Genomic DNA, 21,442 nt, shown 5'->3' on the forward strand with positions numbered 1-21,442 from the left:
TCCGATCCGCCCGGCACTCCGGCTGCCGGTCCGGCGCAAAGTCCGGCTGCGCCCGGCACTCCGGCTGCCGGTCCGGCGCAAAGCCCGGCAGCACCCAGCACCCCGGTCACCGGTCCGGCGCAAAGCCCGCCGGCACCCGGCACCCCCGCCCCAACCCCAGGCCCAACCGCACCCAACCGCGCCCAAAACCCCAAGCCGGTCTTTCCCGGCCCCGAATCCACCCCCCAGCCGTTCCCGGCCCGCCACGCCGCCCCCGCGCGCCCCGTCTTCCCCGGCCCCGGGACCATGCCCCCCGTCCCACCCTCGGCTCCCAACGCCCGTCCCGTCTTCCCCGGGCGGGACACCCCGCTCCCGCAGCCCTCGCGCCAAGAGCCCGAGACCCCTCCCCGCGGCACCCCGCGTGGCTGGTTCGACGAATTCACCGAACAGAAAGAGCCCGAAGAACCGCAGGACTTCGGGCCCACCGGGCAGCCGACCGAGATTCCCTACCGGTACAAGCGCTGAAAAACCGGCGCTCGGGTGCGAACCTAGGACCATGTCGAACGATCCGAACCCGGACCAGGGGTGGTACTACAACACCCGCACCCACCAGGTCGAGCACCTCGAACGCAGCCGCGGCGTCGATCTGCTCGGCCCGTACCCCGACGAGGCCACCGCCCGGCGCGCCCTCGAGATTGCCCGGGAGCGCACCCGGCGGGCCGATGCCGAGGACGACGACTAGACCGTCAGCCGCGGGCTCAGCACGAACTCCGGGTCCACCTGCGCGGCGAGGTCGGCGCCGGCCCAGGCCGCCGCGTTGCGCAGGTGGAACTCGACCGCCTGGCGCTGGTAGCGCGCCCAATCGCGCTCTTCCGCGTCGACCGCCGTGCGCATCGAGGCCAGCGTGGCCAGGTTGACCGGCTCGAGCTCCGCGATCGGGCGGGCCGTTCCGCGCTCGGCCGCCCGCACGTGCCCGGATGCCGACAGCCACCCCAGCAGCGCCGAGCCGACCTGGTCCTGCAGGAACTCGACGTCCTCCGCGTCCGTCACCTTGTTGCCCACCACCACGAGCCGGACGCCGAAGTCGCGCGCGTAGTCCGCGTACTGGCGGTACACGCCCACGCTCCGCACCGTCGGCTCGCAGACCAGGAACGTCACGTCGAACCGGGTGAACAGGCCCGAAGCGAACGCGTCCGCGCCCGCCGTCATGTCCATCACGACGTACTCGCCGTCGACGTCGACCAGGTGGTTCAGCAGCAGCTCCGCCGCCCCCACCTTCGAGTGACAGCACTTGACGCCGAGGTCGTCCTCGTCGAACTGGCCGGTGACGCCCAGCCGGACGCCGCCCAGCTGCCGGAAGCACGCTGCGAACACCGGGTTGTCCTCGAACGGCCGGACCAGGCGCGAGCCGCGGCCGGGCGGGGTCGTCTTGATCATCGACGCCGCGTCCGGGATCCGCGGGTTGTCGCCGCGCAGGTACTCCTTGATCAGCGCCATGTTGTCGCCCAGCGTGGGCCAGGCGAGCGCTTCCTCCTCGGTCGCGCCGAGGGCCACCGCCAGGTGCTGGTTGATGTCGGCGTCGATGGCCAGCACCGGCAGGCCGGCGTCGGCGAGGTAGGCCACGAACAGCGACGACAGCGTGGTCTTGCCGCTGCCGCCCTTGCCGACGAACGCGATCTTCACGGTCGGGGTCCCCTTCTGGCAATGATGACGGTTTTCATTATGCCCGGGCAACGTACACCCGACCGGCCCGCGCCCGATCGGGCGATCTCCGGGCCCGGCGCGGGTTAGGGTTGGGGGGTGCCTCCCCTCGTGATCAGGACACACTCGGCGGGCGGGGACTTCGGCCCCCTGCGTGCCGAGTTTTCGCTGCCGGAGTCGTTCGGGCCCGAGGTGCTGGCCGAGGCGGAGGCGGCGGTCCTCGACCCGCTGGCCAGCGCCGGCCCCCGCGAGGACGCGACCGACCTGCCGTTCGTCACCATCGACCCACCCGGGTCCAAGGACCTGGACCAGGCGATGGTGGTCGAGAAGACCACGCACGGCTTCCGCGTGCACTACGCCATCGCCGACCTCGCCGCGTTCATCCCGCCCGGCGGCGCGCTCGACCGCGAATCGCGCCTGCGCGGCCAGACGCTCTACCTGCCCGACGGCAACGTCCCGCTGCACCCGCCGGTGCTTTCCGAAGGCGCGGCGAGCCTGCTGCCCGGCGAGATCCGGCCCGCGGTGCTCTGGACCATCGAGACCGACGACGCCGGTGAGCCGACCGCCACCCGCGTCCGCCGCGCGCTGGTCCGGTCCACCGAGCAGTTCGACTACGAGACGGTGCAGGCCGCCCTCGACGCCGGGAACCCGCACCCGTCGGTCGCCGCGCTGCCGGAGCTGGGCCGGCGGCGGCGCGAGCTGGCCGTCCGGCGCGGCGCCGTCGAGCTGCAGCTGCCGGAGCAGGAGATCACCGGCGACCCGGACGGCGGCTGGGTGCTCGCCCGCCGCCCGCGCACCGCCGTCGACGCCTGGAACGCCGAGATCTCGCTGCTCACCGGGATGGCCGCGGCGCGGATCATGCTCGACGCGCGGATCGGCGTCCTGCGCACGCTGCCCGACCCGGAGCCCGAGGCCGTCGACTGGCTGCGCCGCTCGGCCGAAGCGCTCGGCATCGCGTGGGCGCCGGAGGCGACCGTTTCGGAGTTCCTGTCCCGATTGGACCCCGGGCAGCCGGCGTCGATGGCTCTCTACGCGGACACGACCAGGCTGCTGCGCGGCGCGGGCTACACGGCGTTCGACGGCGAGCTGCCGTCACTGACGACGCACGCGGGCATCGGCGGCGCGTATGCGCACGTCACGGCCCCGATCCGGCGGCTGGTCGACCGGTTCGCCACGGAGATCTGCCTCGCCGTCTCGGCCGGCCGCGAGGTCCCGGAGTGGGTGCGGGCGGCGCTCGCCGACGTCCCGGAGCGGATGAGCGCGTCGGACACGCTCGCCGCGAAGGTCGAGCGGGCGTGCATCGACCAGGTCGAGGCGTGGGTGCTGGCCGAACACGTCGGCGGCGAATTCAGCGCGGTGGTGCTGCGCGCGGACGAGAACAAGGCGGAGATCCTGGTCGAGGACCCCACGGTGATGGCGAAGTGCGCGGGGGAGCGGCTGACCGCGGGGGAGCGGATCGCGGTCCGGCTGACCGCGGTCGACGTCGACAAGCGGAAGGTGTCGTTCGAACGCGCATGACGTACCTGGTCGACGACCTCGGCGAACCGGTGCCGCTGTCCGGACCGGCGGCCCGGGTGGTGTCCCTCGTCCCGTCGCTCACCGAAGCGGTCGAGCTCAGCGCCCCCGGACGGCTGGCGGGCGCGACGGACTACTGCACGCATCCGTCCACTTTGGACGTGCCCCGGGTGGGCGGGTCGAAGTACCCGAAGCTGGACCGCGTGCTCGACCTGGCGCCGGACCTGGTGCTGGCCAATGCGGAGGAGAACCGCCAGGAGGACGTGGAACGCCTGCGCGCCAACGGAATCCCGGTGTGGGTGATGGCCGCGGCGGCGTCGGTGCCCGCGGCGCTCGGCTCGCTGCGCCGGATCCTGACGCAGGCGTACGAGCTGGCCGAGCCGGAGTGGCTGGTGGCGGCGGAAGAGGCCTGGCGCGAGGTCCGGCCGGTGCGCTTCCACGCGGTGGTCCCGGTGTGGCGCAAGCCGTGGATCGTGCTGGGCCGCGACACCTTCGCCGGCGACGTCCTGCGCCGCGTCGGCGTGGCGAACGTGTATGCGACGTCGGAGGAGCGCTACCCGCGCCCGGACATCGAGGAGCTGCGCGCGCACTTCGCGGCGGACGCGAACCTGCTGGTGCTGCCGGACGAGCCGTACCTGTTCACCGAGGAGGACGGCCCGGACCACTTCCCGGACGCGCGGTACGTCCTGGTCTCGGGCCGCCACCTCACCTGGTACGGACCCTCACTCGTCGAGGCGCACGAGGCCCTTACAGCGTCAATCCCGTCAGGACCGTGACGCGCTCCTCGGTGAAGTCAGCCATCGCCGCCGCGGGGCCTTCGCGGCCGACGCCCGAGTCCTTCACCCCGCCGTACGGCATCTGGTCGGCGCGGAAGCTCGGCACGTCCCCGACGATCACGCCACCCACCTTCAACGCCGCCGACACCTCGAACGCCGTCGGGACGTCGCGGGTGAACACCCCGGCCTGCAGCCCGAAGCGCGACGCGTTGATCCGCGCCACCCCCTCGGCCACCGAAGCCACCCGGACCAGCGACACCACCGGCCCGAACACCTCCTCGGCCATCACCGACGCGTCCTCCGGGACGTCCGCCAGCACCGTCGGCTCGACCGTCGCTCCCGACTGCCCGCCGCCCGTCAGGAGGCGGCCGCCCGCGGACACCGCCGACGAAATCCAGGACGAAACCCGGTCGGCGGCGTCCAGGTTGATCAACGGGCCGACGTCGACACCCTCGGCGCGCGGGTCACCCACTCCCAGCGCGCGGACCTGGTCGAGCACCTTCGCGGCCAGCGCGTCGAACACCGAGTCGTGCGCGTAAACCCGCTGCACCGAAATGCACGACTGCCCCGCCTGGTACATCGCGAACGTCGCGATCCGCTGCGCCGCGAAGTCCAGGTCCGTCCAATCCGGACAGACGAGCACCGCCGCGTTGCCGCCCAGCTCCAGGGCCACGTGCTTGCGGGGCACGCGGTCGCGGATCGCCCAGCCCACCGGGACCGAGCCGGTGAACGACACCACCGGCAGGCGCGGGTCCTCGACCAGGCGGGACGACGTCTCGTTGTCCACCGGCAGGATCGACCACGACCCCGCCGGCAGATCGGTGCCGGCCAGGATTTCGCCCAGCAGCAACGCCGTCAGCGGGGTCGCCGGCGCGGGCTTCAACACGATCGGCGCCCCGACCGCGATCGCCGGGGCCACCTTGTGCGCCACCAGGTTCAGCGGGAAGTTGAACGGCGTGATGCCCAGCACCGGCCCCCGCGGCACGCGCCGGACCAGCGCCAGCCGGCCGGTGCCGCCCGGGTCCGTGTCGAGCCGCTGCAGCTCGCCCGAGAAGCGGCGGGCCTCCTCGGCCGCCCAGCGGAACGTCGACACCGCGCGCCCCACCTCGCCGCGGGCCCACTTCAGCGGCTTGCCCGATTCCGCCGTGATCAGCGCGGCGAGCTCTTCGGACCGCTCACCCAGCGAACGGGACACGTGGTCCAACGCCCCGGCGCGGACGTGCGCGGGCAGCGTCGCGAACTCGTCGGCGACGTCCGCCGCGGCCTGCACCGCGGCTTCGACGTCCGACGGCGAAGGGACGAAGTGGGACCCCGCCTCGGAGCCGTCGAACGAGTGCCGGACGACCGCGGTCGCGCCGCCGGTCACCGGCTTCCCGGCGACCCAGAACGGGAACGTCATGCGCGGGCCTCCGTCCGGACGGCGTGCTCCAGCACCGACAGGCCTTCGTCGAGCAGGTCGTTGGACAGCGCCAGCGGCGGCAGCAGGCGGACGACGTTGCCGTAGGTCCCGCAGGTCAGCACCACCACACCGGCCTGGTGGCAGGCCGCCGCGACGCGCTTGGTCAGGTCGGCGTCGGGCTCCGAAGTCCCGGGCTTCACGAACTCCGCGGCCAGCATCGCGCCGCGCCCGCGGACGTCGCCGATCACGCCGGTCTCGGCGGCCAGTGCCCGCAGCCGCGGCAGCACGGCCCCCTCGATGCGCTGGGCCGACGCGGCCAGGTTCTCGGTCTTCATCGTCTCGATCGAGCCGAGCGCCGCCGCGCACGCAATCGGGTTGCCGCCGTACGTCCCACCGAGGCCGCCCGGCGGGACCGCGTCCAGCAGCTCGGCGCGGCCGGTGACGGCGGACAGCGGCAGGCCGCCCGCGATGCCCTTGGCCGTCGCGATCAGGTCCGGCACCACGTCCTCGTCGGTGGACGCGAACCACGCACCGGTGCGGCAGAAGCCGGTCTGGACCTCGTCGGCGACGTACACGACGCCGTTTTCGCGGCACCAGGCCGCGATCGCGGGCAGGAAGCCGCGTGCCGGCTCGATGAAGCCGCCCTCGCCCTGGATCGGCTCGAGGACCACCGCGGCCACCTGGTCGCCGCCGATCTGCTTCTCGATCCGGTCGATGGCCAGCGCGGCGGCTTCGGGGCCGGACAGGCCGTCGCGGAACGGGTACGAGCCCGGCACCCGGTAGATCTCCGGCGCGAACGGGCCGAACCCGTGCTTGTAGGGAATGGACTTCGCGGTCATGCCCATGGTCAGGTTGGTGCGGCCGTGGTACGCGTGGTCGAACACGACGACGGCCTGGCGCCCGGTCGCCGTGCGCGCGATCTTCACGGCGTTCTCGACGGCTTCGGCGCCGGAGTTGAACAGCACCGACTTCTTCGCGTGGTCGCCCGGCGTCAGCTCGGCCAGGGCTTCGCAGACCTCGACGTACCCCTCGTACGGCGTGACCATGAAGCAGGTGTGGGTGAACCAGCAGGCCTGCTTGCGGACGCGGTCGACGACGGCGGGCGCCGAGTGCCCGACGTTGGTCACCGCGATGCCGGAGCCGAAGTCGATCAGCACGTTGCCGTCGGCGTCGGTGAGCAGCCCGCCGCTGGCGGAGGTGACGTAGACGGGCAGCACCGAGCTGACCCCGGCGGCGACGGCGTCGACGCGGCGTTGCTGCAGCTCGCGCGAGACGGGGCCGGGGATTTCGGTCTGCAGCCTGCGCTGGCGGGGCGCCGGCGCCTGCGGCCCGGCGGTGGTGCTTGCGGTCACGGCGTGCTCCTGGGAAGTCGGGGACGTCCTCAGGATGAGCGGTTACCGGACGGTCGTCAGGTGGCCGTTCTGGACAATCCAGCGCGTACAATTGGCCGTTATGGCACTCACGCTGGCCCGGCTGGCCGCCGAGCGCCCGCTCGGGCTGCGGGTGCTGACCGGCGAAGACGTCCTGGACCGCCCGATCGGCTGGGTCCACCCGACGGAGCTGACCGATCCCCAGGCGTTCCTCGAAGGCGGCGAGCTGCTGCTCACCACCGGCCTGGCCCTGGACGAAGAGACGTCACCGGCCTACGTCCGCCGGCTCGTGGCCGCCGGGGTCGCGGGACTCGGTTTCGGCGTCGGGCTGAGCCACGAGTCCGTCCCGCGCTCGCTCGTGACGACGGCGGCGTCGGTGGGGCTGCCGGTGCTGGAGGTGCCGCGGAAGACGCCGTTCATCGCGATCACCCGGGCCGTGTCGCGCGCGGTGGCGGCCGACGAGTACGCGACGACGGTCCGCATCGGCCGTGCTCAGCAGGAACTGACCCGCACGGCGGTCGGCAAGGGCGGCCCGGCGGGCGTGCTGCGCAAGCTGGCGAAGCTCGTCGACGGCTGGGTGCTGCTCTTCGACCGCACAACCGTCGCCGAAGCGGCCCCGGCGAGCGCGCGGGCGTACGGCGCTTCGCTGCGCGAAGAGCTGGAGCGGCTGCAGACCGGCACGCGGGTGGTGTCGCTGGGGGACGACGAAGTGGTGCTGCAAACGCTGGACACCAGCGCGCGCCGGGTGCTCGCCGTCGGGGCCTCCCTGGACACGGCGGGGCGGCACATCGTGAACACGGCGGTCTCGGTGCTTTCCCTGGCGCTGGAACAGGATCGCGCGCAGGCGGCGGCGCGGGAGGCGTTGCGGACCGGGCTGGTGGAGCTGCTCGTGGGCGGTCAGGCCGAACTGGCCCTGCGGGTGCTGGCCGCTTCCGGGGCCGAGGCGCCGGCCGCGCCGTGGTCGGTCCTGGTGTTCCTCGGCCCGCCCGCGGCCCGGCGCAAGCTGCTCGGAGCCCTGGACGGCGAGCTGTTCGCGGCCCGCTCCGGGGCGTCGGTGGTCGCCTTCGGGCCGGCGAGCGTGGTCGAGCAGGCTGCCGAGGCGGCGCTGCGGATCGGCGGCCTGCACGGCGGGGTGGCGGGCCCGGTCGCCCCGCGCGATTTCGCGGCCGGGCTCGAGCAGGCGGGTTTGGCGGCCCAGGCGGCGGAGGCCGAGGACAAGATCCTCATCTCGGCAGCCGAGCACACCGGCCGCGGGCTGCTGTCCCTGATCGACCCGGAGGTGGCCCGCGTCCACGCCGGAACCCTCCTGGCCCCGCTGCGCCGTCACGACGAAACGGGCCGCGGTGATCTGGTGGCGTCGCTGCGCTGCTGGCTGGAACACCACGGCCACTGGGACGTGGCGGCTGCGCGGCTCGGCGTCCACCGGCACACGCTGCGGAACCGGATCACGAAGGCGCAGGAACTGCTGGGCCGTGATCTGGACGCACCGGGCGTCCGCGCGGAACTTTGGGTGGCGCTGCAAACCTGAGCACCCCGACGGGCGTCTTCGGGAGGTGACCTGGAAACGCGCCGCTGTCGTGGCTGCCGTCATCCTGCTCGCGGCGGGCGGGCTGGCGTTCCTGCCGTGGACGTCGAACCACTTCGGCTACGCCCGGCCCGGCGACGGCGGGCTCCCATCGCGCATCCACCACGACGGCCGCGACTACCGCAGCTCCACGACCTGCGTCCCGTTCGGCGGCGACGAAACCTCCCTGACCCGGGTCGGCGAGGTGGGCACGCTGCTCGGTCCGGCGCACCCCGTGTTCACGACCCGGCCGGTGCCCGAGGGAACGCCGTTGACGGTGCTCGTGCGGGACAGCCCGGGCTGCTTCGTGAGGTACGCGCTGCTGGGCGGCCCCTAAGCCCCGGTCACCAGCACGGTGACTCAGTGGCTGTCAGAGCGATCCTTCGCCGAGGCCAGACGGTCGCGAAGCCGCTCGAGCGCCGCATCGCGGCGTCGGACAGCCTCGGCTGACGACGTCCCCAGGAGCTGTTCGAGCGTTGTGCGCTTCCACCCCTTCCGGGGTTTCGTCAGGCTGGCCAGGCGCAGGACCTCCTGATCGTCGTGGGGGAGGGAACACTGCGCTCGCCACAACCTGGCATCGCGAGTCATCGGCTCGGCGGGTTCTTCCACCGGATCGGTGCCGGGTGGGGCGCACAGCACCTGCTCCCGGGCGCGTGCGACGAGCCACCGTCCGATCTCGGTGCCGGGCAGCTTCGTCTCCTCGGACTCCTGACCGTAGCGGAGCCAGACTTCGACGACGGCGTCTTCGGCAGCGGCCCGCGAAAGTCCCCTTGCGCGCACGACGTGCCAGACGACCGGCGTCCAACGCTCGATGGTCCGGTTCCACCGCCACCGCTTCCACCGCGTCAGCCACCGTCGTGGCGAGAACTGCCGGCGCATGCGCGGCACGCTCCAGCCCACCACGAGGCAGGCGTGGGCGAGTTTGGTCAGCTTTCCCGGGACGCGTTCCAGGTCGGCCGACCACTCTTCCTCGTAGCGCTCGATATCGGCATGGGGGCCGAGGTGCCGGGCGCCCCACCGCACCAGCTGGCCCGCCAACCAGGGGGCCACCTCACTCGCTTCGTTGACCAACAGCGGAATCACGACTGCGAGGACGATGGTGATCAGGGTGCCGTTCACCGCGGTTGCTCCCGCAGTGCCGACGCAGGTCGAGGGGCGCTGTTTCCGCGGCCGGTGGCGGCACTGCGCTGCCGGACGTGCCCACGGCGTTCGACCAGCAAGGCCCGCGCCGATTCGAGACCCGTCGGGGTGAGCCGGTAGAACCGCCGCCGCGGCCCCCGCTCCGTTCGCTCGTCGGCCTCCCAGGAGCTGTCCACCCAGCCGGCCAGCTCGAGACGGCTCAGGATCGGGTACACCACGCCGGTCTTGCGCCCCGCTGCTTCGGCGATGCTCAGCCCGTAGAGATCGTCACCTGGCCCGATCAGGACCTCCAGGACGTCCAAGGTGGCGTCCGTTGCCCGGCCTATCGACTGCATGACTCAACTCTAGCTATATAGAGTTAGCTTCGCCAATACCACCGGCGAAGCCTCGACAGTCGGCCTCAAGCCCCGGTCACCAGCACGATCGGCGAATCGCCGCACCGTCGCAATCCCGGGCCCGGTTCCGCGCCCGCCGACCACCACGCCGGGACGTCCGCCTCGCGCACCAACGATCCCGTCGGCTGCCGGACGCTGTTCGACACGATCACCCGGCCCTGCGCGTTCAGCAGCGCCGCCCCGCGCCCCAGCGAACGCAACCGCGGCCGCACCGCGCGCTCGAACTCCCGCACGTACACGTCCGCGCCGACGACGCCCGCGAAGGAATCACCCCGGAACACCGGGATCGTGAACGTCAGCGTGTACTCGTCGGTGCACAGGTAATCGACGTACGGGCCGTTGATGTGCCGCCGCCCGGTGTCGCGGGGGACCGTGAACCAGGACTGGCGCGTGTAGTCCAGGAAGTTCTCGCTCGCCGGGTCGAGGCTGATGAACAGCTGGGACGGCTCCGACGACGAGCCCGTCCACCACTCGAAGCCGAATTCCGAGTCGGCCAGCACGCGCGGGGCGCTGACGAACCCCGCGCCGATGATGAGCCCGCCCAGTGCCTCGGTGACCTGCGGGCGGATCCGGTGCAGGGCCGCCGCGGCCGGACTGTCCGCCAGGACCGACTCGGCGGCCGCCAGCAGGGGCTTGAGCCGCTCGAAAACCCCTTCCACCAACGCGGAAACCTGCTCGACGACCTCGTCGCCGGCCAGCGTGCGGGTGTCGTTCACGGTGCTCACCTCGATGCGCGGAGTAGCGGAAGTTTACGGCGTGAGCAGGTCCAGGTGCACGTCCGCGAGGCGGTCGAGGGCGCCCAGGAGATGTTCCTCGGTCAGCTTGCGGGCCAGCTCGCCGTCCGCGGAGGAAATCGCCGCGGTGATCGCCGCGTGTTCCTCGCACGAGGGTGCCGTGGACCCGAGCGGCAGCCACAGCAACCCACCCAGCTCGCTCTGCAGGTGGACCTCCTCGTGCGTCAACCTCGGCGACTGCGCGGCCGCCGCGACCTCCAGGTGGAACTGCCGCTCCGCCCGGGTGAAGTCGATGCCGTGGGCCGTGCGGAGGTCGTCGGTCGCCAGGCGCAGCCGGGCGACGTCCTCGGGGGAGCTGCGCTCGGCGGCGAGCTTGGCCGCGGCCCCGGCGATCGCCAGGTAGTGGTCGCCGACGTCCCGCAGGTCCGACAGCGACACCTCGCGCAGCCGCGCGCGCCACGCGTCCGCGGGCGGGTGGGCCGGCGCGCGCACGAAGCTGCCGCCGCTGCGCCCTCGCCGAGTCTCGACCAGCCCCTGCTGCCGCAGGGCCACCAGCGCCTCCCGGACCGTCACCGTCGAGACGCCGAACTGTGCGGCGAGGTCGGCTTCGCTGGGCAGCTGTTCCTGGTCGGCGAGCAGGCCGAGGGTGATGGCGTCGACCAGCCGCGCCGCCACCGCCTCCGCCCGCCCGACCTGGCCGAGCGGGGCGAACATGGCGGATCGCGCGCTGTGCGACATGCCCTTGCGCATCGTGATCCTCGCCGGTCGGAGTACCCGTTCGCACCAATCTTGCCTCATGCCCTTGTCCTATTACATATGGAGTCATATGTTTTAGCTCCCGTCAGCACCGAGGAGTGACCGTGTCTTCTGCCAGCCCACCCACCCCGCCGCAGGAGCTCAAGCACTACGTCGGCGGCGCGTACGTCGAGTCCAAGTCGGGCCGGACGGCGGAGATCGTCGACCCCGTCACCGGACGTCCCTACTGCACCGCCCCGATCGCCGGCCCGGAAGACGTCGACAACGCGCTGCAGGTGGCCGCGACCGCGTTCGAGACCTGGCGGGAAACCACGCCCTCCCAGCGCCAGCTCGCGCTGCTCAAGCTCGCCGACGCCCTCGAAGCCCGGGCCGGAGAACTGGTCGCGACCGAGTCCGCGAACACCGGCAAACCGGTCGCGCTGACCATGGCCGAAGAAATCCCGATGGTCCTCGACCAGGTCCGCTTCTTCGCCGGGGCCGCGCGCGTGCTCGAAGGCCGGGCCGCGGGGGAGTACCTGGAAGGTCACACGTCGTTCGTGCGCCGCGAGCCGGTCGGCGTCTGCGCGCAGGTCACGCCGTGGAACTACCCGCTGCTGATGGCCATCTGGAAGATCGCGCCCGCCCTCGCCGCCGGCAACACCGTCGTTCTCAAGCCCTCCGACACCACTCCGGCGTCGACCCTGCTGCTCGCCGAGATCGCCGGCGAGTTCTTCCCGCCCGGGGTGTTCAACGTGATCTGCGGCGACCGCGACACCGGCCGCGCGCTGGTCGAGCACGACATCCCGGCGATGGTGTCGATCACCGGCTCGGTCCGGGCCGGCATCGAGGTGGCGCGCTCCGCCGCGAACGACGTCAAGCGCGTGCACCTGGAACTCGGCGGCAAGGCGCCGGTCATCGTCTTCGGCGACGCGGACCTCGAAGCGGCCGCCGAGGCCATCGCCGTCGCCGGGTACTTCAACGCGGGCCAGGACTGCACCGCCGCCACGCGCGTGCTGGTCGCCGACGACGTGCACGACACCTTCGTCGCCGCGCTCACCCGGCAGGCCGAGCAGACCAGGACCGGCAAGCCCGACGACGAAGACGTCGCCTACGGCCCGCTCAACAACGCCGCCCAGCTCGAGAAGGTCGCCGGGTTCATCGATCGGCTGCCGGAGCACGCGACCGTCCACTGTGGAGGACATCGGGCCGGCGAGGACGGGTACTTCTACGAGGCCACCGTCGTCTCCGGCCTCCGGCAGGACGACGAGGCGATCCAGAACGAGATCTTCGGCCCGGTCATCACCGTCCAGCGGTTCTCCGACGAAGCCGAGGCCCTGAAGCTCGCGAACGGCGTCCAGTACGCCCTCGCGTCGTCGGTCTGGACCCGCGATCACCAGCGGGCGATGCGCGCCGCCGCGAAGCTCGACTTCGGCTGCGTCTGGATCAACACGCACATCCCCCTGGTCGCCGAAATGCCGCACGGCGGGTTCAAGAAGTCCGGCTACGGCAAGGACCTCTCCCTCTACGGCCTCGAGGACTACACGCGCGTCAAGCACGTGATGAGCGCACTGTGAGGGTCGCGATGCCCAACCAAGCACCGTCCGAGACGCGGGAAGAGCCCGCCGCGCCGGAAAGCACGCGCCCGGCGATCCGGCTTTCCGGGCTGCGCAAGCACTTCGGCGACGTCCACGCGGTCGACGGCGTCGACCTCGACATCCCGCCGGGCGAGTTCTTCTCCATGCTCGGCCCGTCCGGCTCCGGCAAGACGACGGTGCTGCGCATGATCGCCGGGTTCGAGCTGCCCACCGAGGGCACGATCGAGCTCGACGGCCACGACGTGAGCCGGCTCGCGCCGTTCGAGCGGGACGTCAACACGGTGTTCCAGGACTACGCGCTCTTCCCGCACATGAACGTGCAGCAGAACGTCGAGTACGGCCTGCGCGTCAAGCGCGTCCCGAAGCAGCAACGCCGGGAGCGCGCGCTCGAAGCGCTGAAGACGGTGCGGCTGGAGGACTACGGCTCCCGCAAGCCCGCGCAGCTGTCCGGCGGGCAGCGCCAGCGCGTCGCCCTGGCCCGCGCGCTGGTCAACCGGCCGAAGGTGCTGCTGCTCGACGAGCCGCTCGGCGCCCTCGACCTCAAGCTCCGGCAGGCGATGCAGCTGGAGCTCAAGCAGATCCAGCGGGACGTCGGCATCACGTTCGTCTTCGTCACCCACGACCAGGACGAAGCCCTCACCATGAGCGACCGCATCGCGGTGTTCAACGACGGCCGGATCGAGCAGGTCGGGCCGCCCGAGGAGGTCTACGAACGCCCGGCGAGCGCGTTCGTCGCCGGGTTCGTCGGGACGTCGAACCTGCTGGGCGGGCGTGGTGCCGAGAGCGTCATCGGCCGGCCGGGGCTGTTCAGCATCCGGCCGGAGAAGATCCGCATCGACGGTGACCTGTCCGAGCCCGCCGCGGCCGGGCACACCACGGCGACGGGCACGGTCACCGACGTCGTCTACGCCGGCGCCACCGTGCGGTATTCGGTCGCGCTCGACGCCGGAGGACAGCTTTCCGTCGTCCGGCAGAACACCGACAACGCGGCGTTCGCCGGCGGGCGCGTCCGGCTCAGCTGGCGGAACGAACACAGCTTCCAGGTCCAGTAGTTCCCAGAAGGGATGCCATGAAGAACAGGAAGACGCGGCTCGCCGGGGTCCTCGGCGCCAGCCTGCTGTTGGCTGCATGTGGCACGTCCGGCTCGAACTCCGCCGCGCCGCCGGGCGCGCAGGGCTTCACGCCGCCGAAGCTCGAAGCGCTGAAGGCGCTCGGGCAGCCGGAGGGGCAGCTGAACGTCCTCGCCTGGCCGGGGTACGCGGAGAACGGGTCGAACGACCCGAAGGTCAACTGGGTCACGCCGTTCGAGCAGCAGACCGGCTGCAAGGTGAACGTCAAGCCGTTCGGGACGTCCGACGAGGCCGTCACGCTGATGAAGACCGGGCAGTACGACGTCGTTTCGGCCTCGGGTGACGCGTCGCTGCGGCTGGTCGCCTCCGGGGACGCCGAGCCGGTGAACACCGCGCTCGTGCCGAACTACGCCGACGTCCAGCCGTTCCTCAAGGACAAGTCGTGGAACAGCGTGGGCGGCGTCTCCTACGGCATCCCGCACGGCTGGGGCGCGAACCTGCTGACCTGGCGCACCGACAAGGTGACCCCGGCACCGACGTCGTGGTCGGTGATGTTCGACGCGAACTCGCCCTACAAGGGCAAGGTGATCGCCTACGACTCGCCGATCTACATCGCCGACGCCGCGCTCTACCTCCAGGCCCACCAGCCGGACCTGGGCATCAAGAACCCGTACGCCCTCGACGACAAGCAGTTCACCGCCGCGGTGAACCTGCTCAAGCAGCAGCGGCCCCTGGTGTCCGAGTACTGGTCGGACTACCTCAAGGAGTCGCAGGCGCTGAAGAACGCCGACGCCGTCGTCGGCACCGCCTGGCAGGTCACGGTCAACCTGACCAAGGGCGAGGGCGCGCCGCTGGAGGCCGCGGTGCCGAGCGAAGGCGCGACCGGGTGGTCGGACACCTGGATGGTGGCGGCGAAGTCGGCGCACAAGACGTGCGCGTACAAGTGGCTCGACTACATCATCAGCCCGAAGGTGAACGCCCAGGTCGCCGAGTACTTCGGCGAAGCGCCGGCGAACACGAAGGCGTGCGCGGAGATGACGGACAAGACGCTCTGCGACACCTACCACGCCAACGACGCGGCGTACGCGGCGAAGATCGCGTACTGGACCACGCCGATCCCGCAGTGCCTCGACGGCCGCACGGACGTCAAGTGCAAGGACTACGGCGAGTGGACGAAGGCCTGGACCGAGATCAAGGGCTGACCCCCGAACCCCGGACGCGGCGGGCTGTGTCCCCCCACTCCGCCCGCCGCGTCCGGCCTTCACCCTGCGAGGTGCGATGACCGCCGTTTCCGCCTTCTTCTACCGGAAACCCAAGCTGCGCCTGGGTTTCCTGCTGTCGGCCCCGCTGCTCTGGCTCGGCCTGGCCTACCTGGGCGCGCTCGCCGCCCTGTTCGTCACGGCGTTCTGGCACACCGACGCCTTCACCGGCCAGGTCGTCATCGACTGGTCGCTGGGCAACTTCGAGACGCTGTTCACCGACGCGGTCTACCGCACGATCACCTTCCGCACGGTCGGGATCGCGGCGCTGGTGACGGTGATCGACGCCGTCGTCGCGTTCCCGATGGCGTACGCGATGGCCAAGCTCGCTTCGCCGCGGGCGCAGCGGATCCTGGTGATCGCGGTGATGACCCCGCTGTGGGCGAGCTACCTGGTGAAGGCGTACGCCTGGCGCTCGATGCTGTCCGGCAACGGCGCCCTGAGCGCGATTTCGCCCGGGTACGGCGTCACGGCCACGATCATCACGCTGTCGTACCTGTGGCTGCCGTACATGATCCTGCCGATCTACGCGGGCCTCGACCGGCTGCCGGACTCCCTGGTCGACGCGTCCGGCGACCTCGGCGCACGGCCACTGAGGACGTTCCGCTCGGTGATCCTGCCCCTGACGTTCCCGGCGATCGTGGCGGGCTCGATCTTCACGTTCTCGTTGTCCCTGGGCGACTACATCGCGGTGAAGATCGTCGGCGGCACCTCCCAGATGCTCGGCAACGTCGTCTACGACAACATCGGCGCGGCCAACAACCTCCCGTTCGCGGCGACGGTGGCGACCGTGCCGGTCGTGATCATGCTCGCGTACTTGGCCGCCGTGCGCCGCACCGGCGCGCTGGACAACCTCTAGGAGTTCTCGTGCGCAGAGTGCTGTGGGTGGCGCTGGGGCTCGGCCTGGCGGTGATCTACTTCCCGCTGGTGGTGGTGCTGCTCAACTCGTTCAACGCGGACACGACCTTCGGCTGGCCGCCGTCCCGCTTCACCCTGGAGTGGTGGAGCCGCGCGGCGTCCAACGAAGGCGCGCTGCACGCGCTGTGGACAAGCGTCCAGGCGGGCCTGGCGGCGACGGCGATCGCGCTGGTGCTCGGCACGATGGCGGCGTTCGCGTTGCAGCGCTACCGGTTCTTCGGCCGCAACCCGGTGTCGCTGCTGATCATCCTGCCGATCGCGCTGCCGGGGATCGTCACGGGCATCGCGCTGAACAACGCGTTCCGCACGATCCTGGGCATCGACCTCGGCCTGCTGACGGCGATCATCGCGCACGCGACGTTCTGCATCGTGGTGGTGTTCAACAACGTCGTGGCCCGGCTGCGGCGGATGGGCGGCAACCTGGAGGAGGCGTCGATGGACCTCGGCGCCACCGGCCTCACGACGTTCCGCCTGGTGACGTTCCCGATGCTGCGATCGGCGCTGCTGGCGGGCGGACTGCTGGCGTTCGCGCTGTCGTTCGACGAGATCATCGTGACGACGTTCACCCTCGGCACGGGCATGGAGACGCTGCCGATCTGGATCTACAACAACCTGTTCCGGCCCAACCAGGCCCCGATCGTAAACGTGGTGGCGGCGGTGCTGATCGTGGCCTCGACGGTCCCGGTGTACCTGGCCCAGCGCCTGTCCGGCGACACGGCTTCGGGCGGGCGGCTCTAGTGCACTGACCGGATCGTGCCGCCGTCCACGCGGATCGTCGCGCCGCTCACGTAGGCCGCCGCCGGGCTCACCAGGTAGCCCACCGCGGCCGCGATCTCCTCGGGGCGGCCCAGGCGGCCGGTGTCGTTGGGGACCAGCTCGCGCGCCGCGGCGCGTTCGATGTCTTCCCACGCGGTGCCCCACCCGTGTTGCGGGGCGATCGACGTCAGCAGCTCGCGCACCGAGTCGACCAGGATCGCGCCGGGGGAGACGACGTTCGAGGTCACGCCCGTGCCGGCCAGGTCGCGGGCCAGCGACACCGCCAGGTTGTGCCGTGCGGCCAGCGTCGCCGTGTAGTGCGGCTGCATGGCCAGGGGCTGGATCGCCAGCCCGCCGCCGATCTGGACGACCCGGCCCCAGCCGCGCTCGCGCATGCCCGGCACGCACCGGTGGATCATCCGGACCGCCGAGACGACGTTCGCCTCGTACATCGCGGTCCAGTCCGCCGGGGTCGCGTCGCCCCACCCCAGGTGGTCGTACGCGCCGGCGTTGTTGACCAGGATGTCGACGTCCCCGGCCGCCGCGGCGACCGCGTCGGCTCCCGCGTCGGTCGACAAATCGCCCAGGGCGATCCCGGCCGCGCCGATCGCCGCCGCCACCTGCTCCGTGCGGGCCGCGTTCCGGCCGTGGACGACCACAGCCGCGCCTTCCGCGGCCAGCAGCCGCGCGATCGCCTCGCCGAGACCCGCGCTCGAACCGGTGACCAGAGCGCGCTTACCTGCGATTTCGAGGTCCATGACGTTCCTTCCGCTGAGGTATACAGCTGTAGACTTAACCGAAGTCTACACTTGTATACATGAGACTTCGCAACGCTGCCGCGACCCGGGAAGCGATCCTCGCGTCCGCGCTCGAAGCGTTCACCCGGGCCGGCTACGACGGTGTCGGCGTGCGCGAGATCGCCGAGTCCGCCGGTGTCACGGCGATGCTCGTCAACCGCTACTTCGGCTCGAAGGAAGGCCTCTTCGCGGAGGTCGTCGACGCGGCGATGGCCGAGCGGACCGTGCTCACCGACGACCCGGCGACGCTCGCCGCGGACCTCGCGGCCTCGCTCGTGCGCCGGACGGCGCCGGACGCCGGACGGCTCGACCCGTTCCTGCTGATGCTGCGTTCGGCGGCCAACCCGCGGGCGGCGGAGCTCCTGCGAGCCGGCATCGAGCGGCACGTCGAGCAGCACCTGGCCGGCCTGCTCCCGGACCGCGCGCCGGCGGACCCGGCGCTGGCGCTGTCGGTGATCGCCGGGTTCTGGGTGATGCGCACGCTCATCGGGAGCACCGAGCTCAACCGCGCGGACGAAGACGTCCTGCGGGCCAAGCTCGAGAAGGTGTTCGCCGTGCTACTCGCGGAATGAGTCCGTCGCCGCGCGCAGGGCCGCCAGCACCCCCGGGTCCGTCACCGCGTGGCCCGCTCCCTCGAGCAGCTTCAGCTCCGACCCCGGCCACGCCCGGTGCAGCTCGTACGCCGTCACCGGCGGGCACACCGTGTCGAACCGGCCCTGGACCAGCACGCCCGGGATGCCGGCCAGCTTGCCCGCGTCCCGGATCAGCTGCCCGTCGTCGAGCCAGGCGCCGTGGGTGAAGTAGTGGACCGCGAGCCGGGCGAAGGTCAGCGCGAACGCCGGGTCCGCGTACTGGCGGACGAACGACTCCTGCGGCAGCACCGAAACCGTCGCGCCTTCCCAGGTGCTCCACGCGACCGCCGCGCGGTGGCGGACCTCCTCGGCGGGGTCGTCGAGCAGCACCGCGTACCCGGCGAGGGGGTCGTCGCGCAGGGAAGCGGGCAACGGCGCCAGGAACGCCTCCCATTCGCGGGGGAACAGGTGGGCCGCGCCGCCGCGGTAGATCCAGTCCAGCTCGCTCTGCCGGACGGTGAACACGCCCCGCAGGATGATCTCGCTGACACGCGAAGGGTGCGTCTCGGCGTACGCGAGCGCGAGCGTCGCGCCCCAGGAGCCGCCGAAGAGCTGCCAGCGGTCGATGCCGAGCCGCTCGCGCAGGGTCTCCATGTCGGAAACCAGGTGCCACAGCGTGTTCGCAGCCAGGTCGTGCGCGCCCGGCGCCGACTGCCCCGAGCCGCGCTGGTCGAACAGGACGATCCGGTACGCCGCCGGGTCGAAGTGCCGCCGGGCCATCGGGGCGATCCCGCTGCCGGGACCGCCGTGCAGCACCACGACCGGCTTCCCGGCCGGATTGCCCGCCTCCTGGCAGCGGATCCGGTGCCCGTCACCGGTTTCCAGGAACCCTTCGGCACGCGGGGCGATCGGCGGGTACAGCTCGTCCATGCAAGTCACTGTGCCGTAGGGCCTTGGCCGTCGCCCCGACGCCCCGCCGCCGAGTGCCGGGACGACGGCCAAGAAAGGTGGGGACCCGCCCCCGCCGCCGGGCTGAGCGGGTCCCCGGTTCAGGGAGCCCGGAGTTCGTCGGGGCAGGTGATCCGCGCACGCATTTCGGTCCTCCTCGTCGAGGGTCGATGCTTCGTCGTGGCGGCGACGGGCTAAACGCTAAGCCACGAGTCGAACACCAGTCAAGAACATGATTGATGTTCATGGATGTGAACGTCCGCTGTGAGGACGCTGAGCGCGCGCGTCCCCCTTGCCCGGCGCTAACGAAAGGGCCGGTAGCTTCCGGGGTCGGGATTCGGCAAAAAGGGGTACGGAATGTCCGCGGTGACCTATTTCGAGGCGATTGTCGTCGGGGCATTGCAAGGGGTGTCGGAATTGTTTCCGGTGTCCAGTCTCGGCCACAGCATCCTGCTGCCGGCCTGGCTCGGCGGCTCGTGGCAGCGGGACCTGGGCATCGGGAAGGATTCGCCGTACCTCGCGGTGCTGGTGGCGATGCACGTCGCCACCGCGCTCGCGCTGGTCCTGTTCTTCCGCAAGGACTGGGTGCGGATCGTCGGCGGCCTCTGGACGTCCCTCCGCCACCGCGAGGTCCGCACGCCCGACCAGCGGCTCGCCTGGCTGCTGGTGCTCGCCACCATCCCGGTCGGGCTGGCCGGCCTGCTGCTGGAAAGCCTGCTGCGCGACTACCTCGGCAAGCCGGTGCCGTCGGCGATCTTCCTCGCGCTCAACGGCGGTGTCCTTTACGCCGCCGAAAAGTTCTCCCGGCGCAAGCCCGCGGAGGAAGCGGACACAGTGGACTTCTCGGCCGAGGACACGCTGGTCATGCGGGCGGTCTCGATCGAGGAGGCGACCGACGTCCGGCTGGCGAAGCTGCGGGTCGGCGAGGCCGTGCTGATCGGCGCCGCGCAGATCCTCGCGCTGCTGCCGGGCATCAGCCGCTCGGGCATCACCATGGTCGCCGGCCTGCGCCGCGGGCTGGGCCACGAGGACGCGGCGCGGTTCGCCTTCCTGCTCGCCACGCCGGTGATCCTCGCCGCGGGCGTGCTCAAGATGCCGACGCTCTTCGCCGCCGAAAACCACGCTTCGCTCGGTCCCGCGCTCGTCGGCAGCGTCGTCGCCGGGGTGGCTTCGTACATTTCCGTCCGGTTCCTCACCGGATACTTCGAAACGCGTACGCTGACCCCGTTCGCCATTTACTGCGTGGTAGCCGGAATCGGCAGCCTGATCTTCTTCGCGGTCTGAAATGCCGCTGACGTTCGACGTCCCGGCCGTCCTCGGCGTGCTCGCCGCGGGCGCGCTCTACCTCCGCGCGGCCCGCGGCCGCGGCTGGCCCCCGGGCCGCACGACGGCGTTCCTCGCCGGGCTCGCGACGATCCCGGTCGTCACCTGCTCACCCCTCGCCGTCTACGACACGACGTTCTTCTGGGTCCGCGCGGTCCAGACGGTCACGCTGCTGATGATCACGCCGCTGCTGCTCGCCCTGGGGGCGCCCCTCCGGCTGCTGCTGGACACCGTCGACGCCCGGTGGCTGCGGAGGCACGGCCGCGGCCCGCTCGCCCGCGCGCTGACGTTCCCACCGGTCGTCACGGTCGTCCTGGTCGGGCCGGTGCTCGTGCTGTATCTGACGCCGCTTTACGACCTCACGCTGCGCTCACCGCTCGTCGACGGCCTGGTCCGGCTGGCCCTCGTGCTGGCCGGCTTCACCTACTTCTGGACGCGCCTGGGCCTCGATCCGACGCCGCGGGAGGACCCGCACCTGGTGTCGGTGTGGATCGCGTTCGCCGAGGTGATCTTCGACGGCGCGCTCGGCCTCGTGCTGTGGCTCGGCCCGCTGCTCGCCCCGGCCCACTACGCGGCCGCGCACCCCGGCTGGGGTCCCGACCTGCGCACCGACCAGATCATCGGCGCGGGCGTGCTGTGGATCGGCGGTGACGTCGCCGGCCTGCCGTTCGTCGTCGCGTTGTTCGTGCGGTGGGCCCGCGACGACGAACGGCGGGCGAAGCAGCTCGACGTCCGGCTGGACGAAGAAGGCGCCGAGGCCGGCGCCCTGTGGTGGGAATCCGACCCGGCCCTGGCCGAACGGTTCGGCCGCCGATGACCCCGCCTCTCAACCACCCCAATGTGGCGTTGGTTGCGTCAGATGCACCCAATGTGGCGTTCGGTGCGTCAGACGCACC

General features: G+C 71.7%; 22 protein-coding genes. 13 read left to right on the top strand and 9 right to left on the bottom strand.

The genetic code is table 11. The features are described 5' to 3' along the window. Nucleotides 1-535 precede the first annotated feature (535 nt). Nucleotides 536-721, top strand: a complete 186-nt coding sequence (locus ACWEVN_RS32450; RefSeq protein WP_449686783.1) for a hypothetical protein — start codon at nt 536-538, stop codon at nt 719-721. Here the strand turns inward: ACWEVN_RS32450 and ACWEVN_RS32455 are convergent. Beyond that, on the bottom strand, nt 718-1,662 hold the full coding sequence (locus tag ACWEVN_RS32455) for an ATP-binding protein (RefSeq protein ID WP_452053818.1): 945 nt from the start codon (nt 1,660-1,662) through the stop codon (nt 718-720). The two genes, ACWEVN_RS32450 and ACWEVN_RS32455, sit on opposite strands and share 4 nt — an antisense overlap. 129 nt (nt 1,663-1,791) lie before the next feature. Between ACWEVN_RS32455 and ACWEVN_RS32460 the strand changes: the two genes are divergently transcribed. Beyond that, nucleotides 1,792-3,198 carry an RNB domain-containing ribonuclease gene (locus ACWEVN_RS32460; RefSeq protein WP_452053819.1) on the top strand — a complete coding sequence of 469 codons (1,407 nt, stop codon included), beginning with the start codon at nt 1,792-1,794 and terminating at the stop codon, nt 3,196-3,198. Then, nucleotides 3,195-3,971, top strand: a complete 777-nt coding sequence (locus tag ACWEVN_RS32465) for a helical backbone metal receptor (RefSeq protein ID WP_452053820.1) — start codon at nt 3,195-3,197, stop codon at nt 3,969-3,971. Before ACWEVN_RS32460 ends, ACWEVN_RS32465 begins: the two co-directional genes overlap by 4 nt. Here ACWEVN_RS32465 and ACWEVN_RS32470 read toward each other — a convergent pair. Next, nucleotides 3,943-5,370 (bottom strand): aldehyde dehydrogenase family protein, encoded by a 1,428-nt coding sequence (locus ACWEVN_RS32470; RefSeq protein WP_452053821.1) that lies wholly within the window; start codon nt 5,368-5,370, stop codon nt 3,943-3,945. The genes ACWEVN_RS32465 and ACWEVN_RS32470 overlap by 29 nt on opposite strands. Next, complete coding sequence (gene gabT / locus ACWEVN_RS32475) at nt 5,367-6,722, bottom strand: 4-aminobutyrate--2-oxoglutarate transaminase (protein WP_449686788.1); 1,356 nt, start codon at nt 6,720-6,722, stop codon at nt 5,367-5,369. Before gabT ends, ACWEVN_RS32470 begins: the two co-directional genes overlap by 4 nt. 100 nt (nt 6,723-6,822) lie before the next feature. Between gabT and ACWEVN_RS32480 the strand changes: the two genes are divergently transcribed. Both ACWEVN_RS32480 and ACWEVN_RS32485 read left to right on the top strand, forming a co-directional pair. Further along, nucleotides 6,823-8,268, top strand: a complete 1,446-nt coding sequence (locus tag ACWEVN_RS32480; RefSeq protein ID WP_452053822.1) for a PucR family transcriptional regulator — start codon at nt 6,823-6,825, stop codon at nt 8,266-8,268. Between the two features lie 25 nt (nt 8,269-8,293). Next, nucleotides 8,294-8,641 carry a hypothetical protein gene (locus ACWEVN_RS32485; RefSeq protein WP_449686790.1) on the top strand — a complete coding sequence of 116 codons (348 nt, stop codon included), beginning with the start codon at nt 8,294-8,296 and terminating at the stop codon, nt 8,639-8,641. Between the two features lie 23 nt (nt 8,642-8,664). Here the strand turns inward: ACWEVN_RS32485 and ACWEVN_RS32490 are convergent, their stop codons facing one another. From ACWEVN_RS32490 to ACWEVN_RS32505, 4 genes are all read right to left on the bottom strand, one after another. Next, nucleotides 8,665-9,423: a hypothetical protein gene (locus ACWEVN_RS32490; protein ID WP_452053823.1), complete on the bottom strand. Its 759-nt coding sequence runs from the start codon at nt 9,421-9,423 to the stop codon at nt 8,665-8,667. Further along, nucleotides 9,420-9,779, bottom strand: a complete 360-nt coding sequence (locus tag ACWEVN_RS32495) for a PadR family transcriptional regulator (protein WP_449686792.1) — start codon at nt 9,777-9,779, stop codon at nt 9,420-9,422. The genes ACWEVN_RS32490 and ACWEVN_RS32495 overlap by 4 nt, the downstream gene beginning before the upstream one ends. Nucleotides 9,780-9,844: 65 nt before the next feature. After that, nucleotides 9,845-10,555 carry a cache domain-containing protein gene (locus ACWEVN_RS32500; protein WP_449686793.1) on the bottom strand — a complete coding sequence of 237 codons (711 nt, stop codon included), beginning with the start codon at nt 10,553-10,555 and terminating at the stop codon, nt 9,845-9,847. 33 nt (nt 10,556-10,588) lie between these two features. Continuing rightward, entirely contained in the window at nt 10,589-11,323 is a 735-nt protein-coding gene (locus tag ACWEVN_RS32505) for a FadR/GntR family transcriptional regulator (RefSeq protein ID WP_449686794.1), read from the bottom strand. Between the two features lie 110 nt (nt 11,324-11,433). Between ACWEVN_RS32505 and ACWEVN_RS32510 the strand changes: the two genes are divergently transcribed. The 5 genes from ACWEVN_RS32510 (at nt 11,434) to ACWEVN_RS32530 (ending at nt 16,888) form a co-directional block, all read left to right on the top strand. After that, nucleotides 11,434-12,882: a gamma-aminobutyraldehyde dehydrogenase gene (locus tag ACWEVN_RS32510; RefSeq protein ID WP_452053824.1), complete on the top strand. Its 1,449-nt coding sequence runs from the start codon at nt 11,434-11,436 to the stop codon at nt 12,880-12,882. An 8-nt stretch (nt 12,883-12,890) separates the two neighbouring features. Next, complete coding sequence (locus tag ACWEVN_RS32515; protein ID WP_449686796.1) at nt 12,891-13,955, top strand: ABC transporter ATP-binding protein; 1,065 nt, start codon at nt 12,891-12,893, stop codon at nt 13,953-13,955. Nucleotides 13,956-13,972: 17 nt separating this feature from the next. Then, nucleotides 13,973-15,175 (top strand): ABC transporter substrate-binding protein, encoded by a 1,203-nt coding sequence (locus tag ACWEVN_RS32520; protein WP_449686797.1) that lies wholly within the window; start codon nt 13,973-13,975, stop codon nt 15,173-15,175. A 76-nt stretch (nt 15,176-15,251) separates the two neighbouring features. Continuing rightward, complete coding sequence (locus ACWEVN_RS32525; RefSeq protein ID WP_452053825.1) at nt 15,252-16,091, top strand: ABC transporter permease; 840 nt, start codon at nt 15,252-15,254, stop codon at nt 16,089-16,091. An 8-nt stretch (nt 16,092-16,099) separates the two neighbouring features. Next, nucleotides 16,100-16,888, top strand: a complete 789-nt coding sequence (locus ACWEVN_RS32530; protein WP_310970644.1) for an ABC transporter permease — start codon at nt 16,100-16,102, stop codon at nt 16,886-16,888. On the opposite strand, the gene ACWEVN_RS32535 is transcribed toward ACWEVN_RS32530, so the two are convergent. Next, nucleotides 16,885-17,664 (bottom strand): SDR family NAD(P)-dependent oxidoreductase, encoded by a 780-nt coding sequence (locus ACWEVN_RS32535; RefSeq protein ID WP_452053826.1) that lies wholly within the window; start codon nt 17,662-17,664, stop codon nt 16,885-16,887. The two genes, ACWEVN_RS32530 and ACWEVN_RS32535, sit on opposite strands and share 4 nt — an antisense overlap. A gap of 59 nt (nt 17,665-17,723) precedes the next feature. Here ACWEVN_RS32535 and ACWEVN_RS32540 point away from each other — a divergent pair, with 59 nt between their 5' ends. Then, complete coding sequence (locus ACWEVN_RS32540; protein ID WP_452053827.1) at nt 17,724-18,275, top strand: TetR/AcrR family transcriptional regulator; 552 nt, start codon at nt 17,724-17,726, stop codon at nt 18,273-18,275. Here the strand turns inward: ACWEVN_RS32540 and pip are convergent. Beyond that, nucleotides 18,261-19,205 carry a prolyl aminopeptidase gene (gene pip, locus ACWEVN_RS32545; RefSeq protein ID WP_452053828.1) on the bottom strand — a complete coding sequence of 315 codons (945 nt, stop codon included), beginning with the start codon at nt 19,203-19,205 and terminating at the stop codon, nt 18,261-18,263. The two genes, ACWEVN_RS32540 and pip, sit on opposite strands and share 15 nt — an antisense overlap. 375 nt (nt 19,206-19,580) lie before the next feature. Here pip and ACWEVN_RS32550 point away from each other — a divergent pair, with 375 nt between their 5' ends. Both ACWEVN_RS32550 and ACWEVN_RS32555 read left to right on the top strand, forming a co-directional pair. Continuing rightward, nucleotides 19,581-20,507, top strand: a complete 927-nt coding sequence (locus tag ACWEVN_RS32550) for an undecaprenyl-diphosphate phosphatase (RefSeq protein ID WP_452053829.1) — start codon at nt 19,581-19,583, stop codon at nt 20,505-20,507. A gap of 1 nt (nt 20,508) precedes the next feature. After that, nucleotides 20,509-21,363 (top strand): cytochrome c oxidase assembly protein, encoded by an 855-nt coding sequence (locus ACWEVN_RS32555; protein ID WP_452053830.1) that lies wholly within the window; start codon nt 20,509-20,511, stop codon nt 21,361-21,363. Nucleotides 21,364-21,442: the final 79 nt, after the last annotated feature.

The organism is Amycolatopsis sp. NPDC003861, from assembly GCF_053605405.1.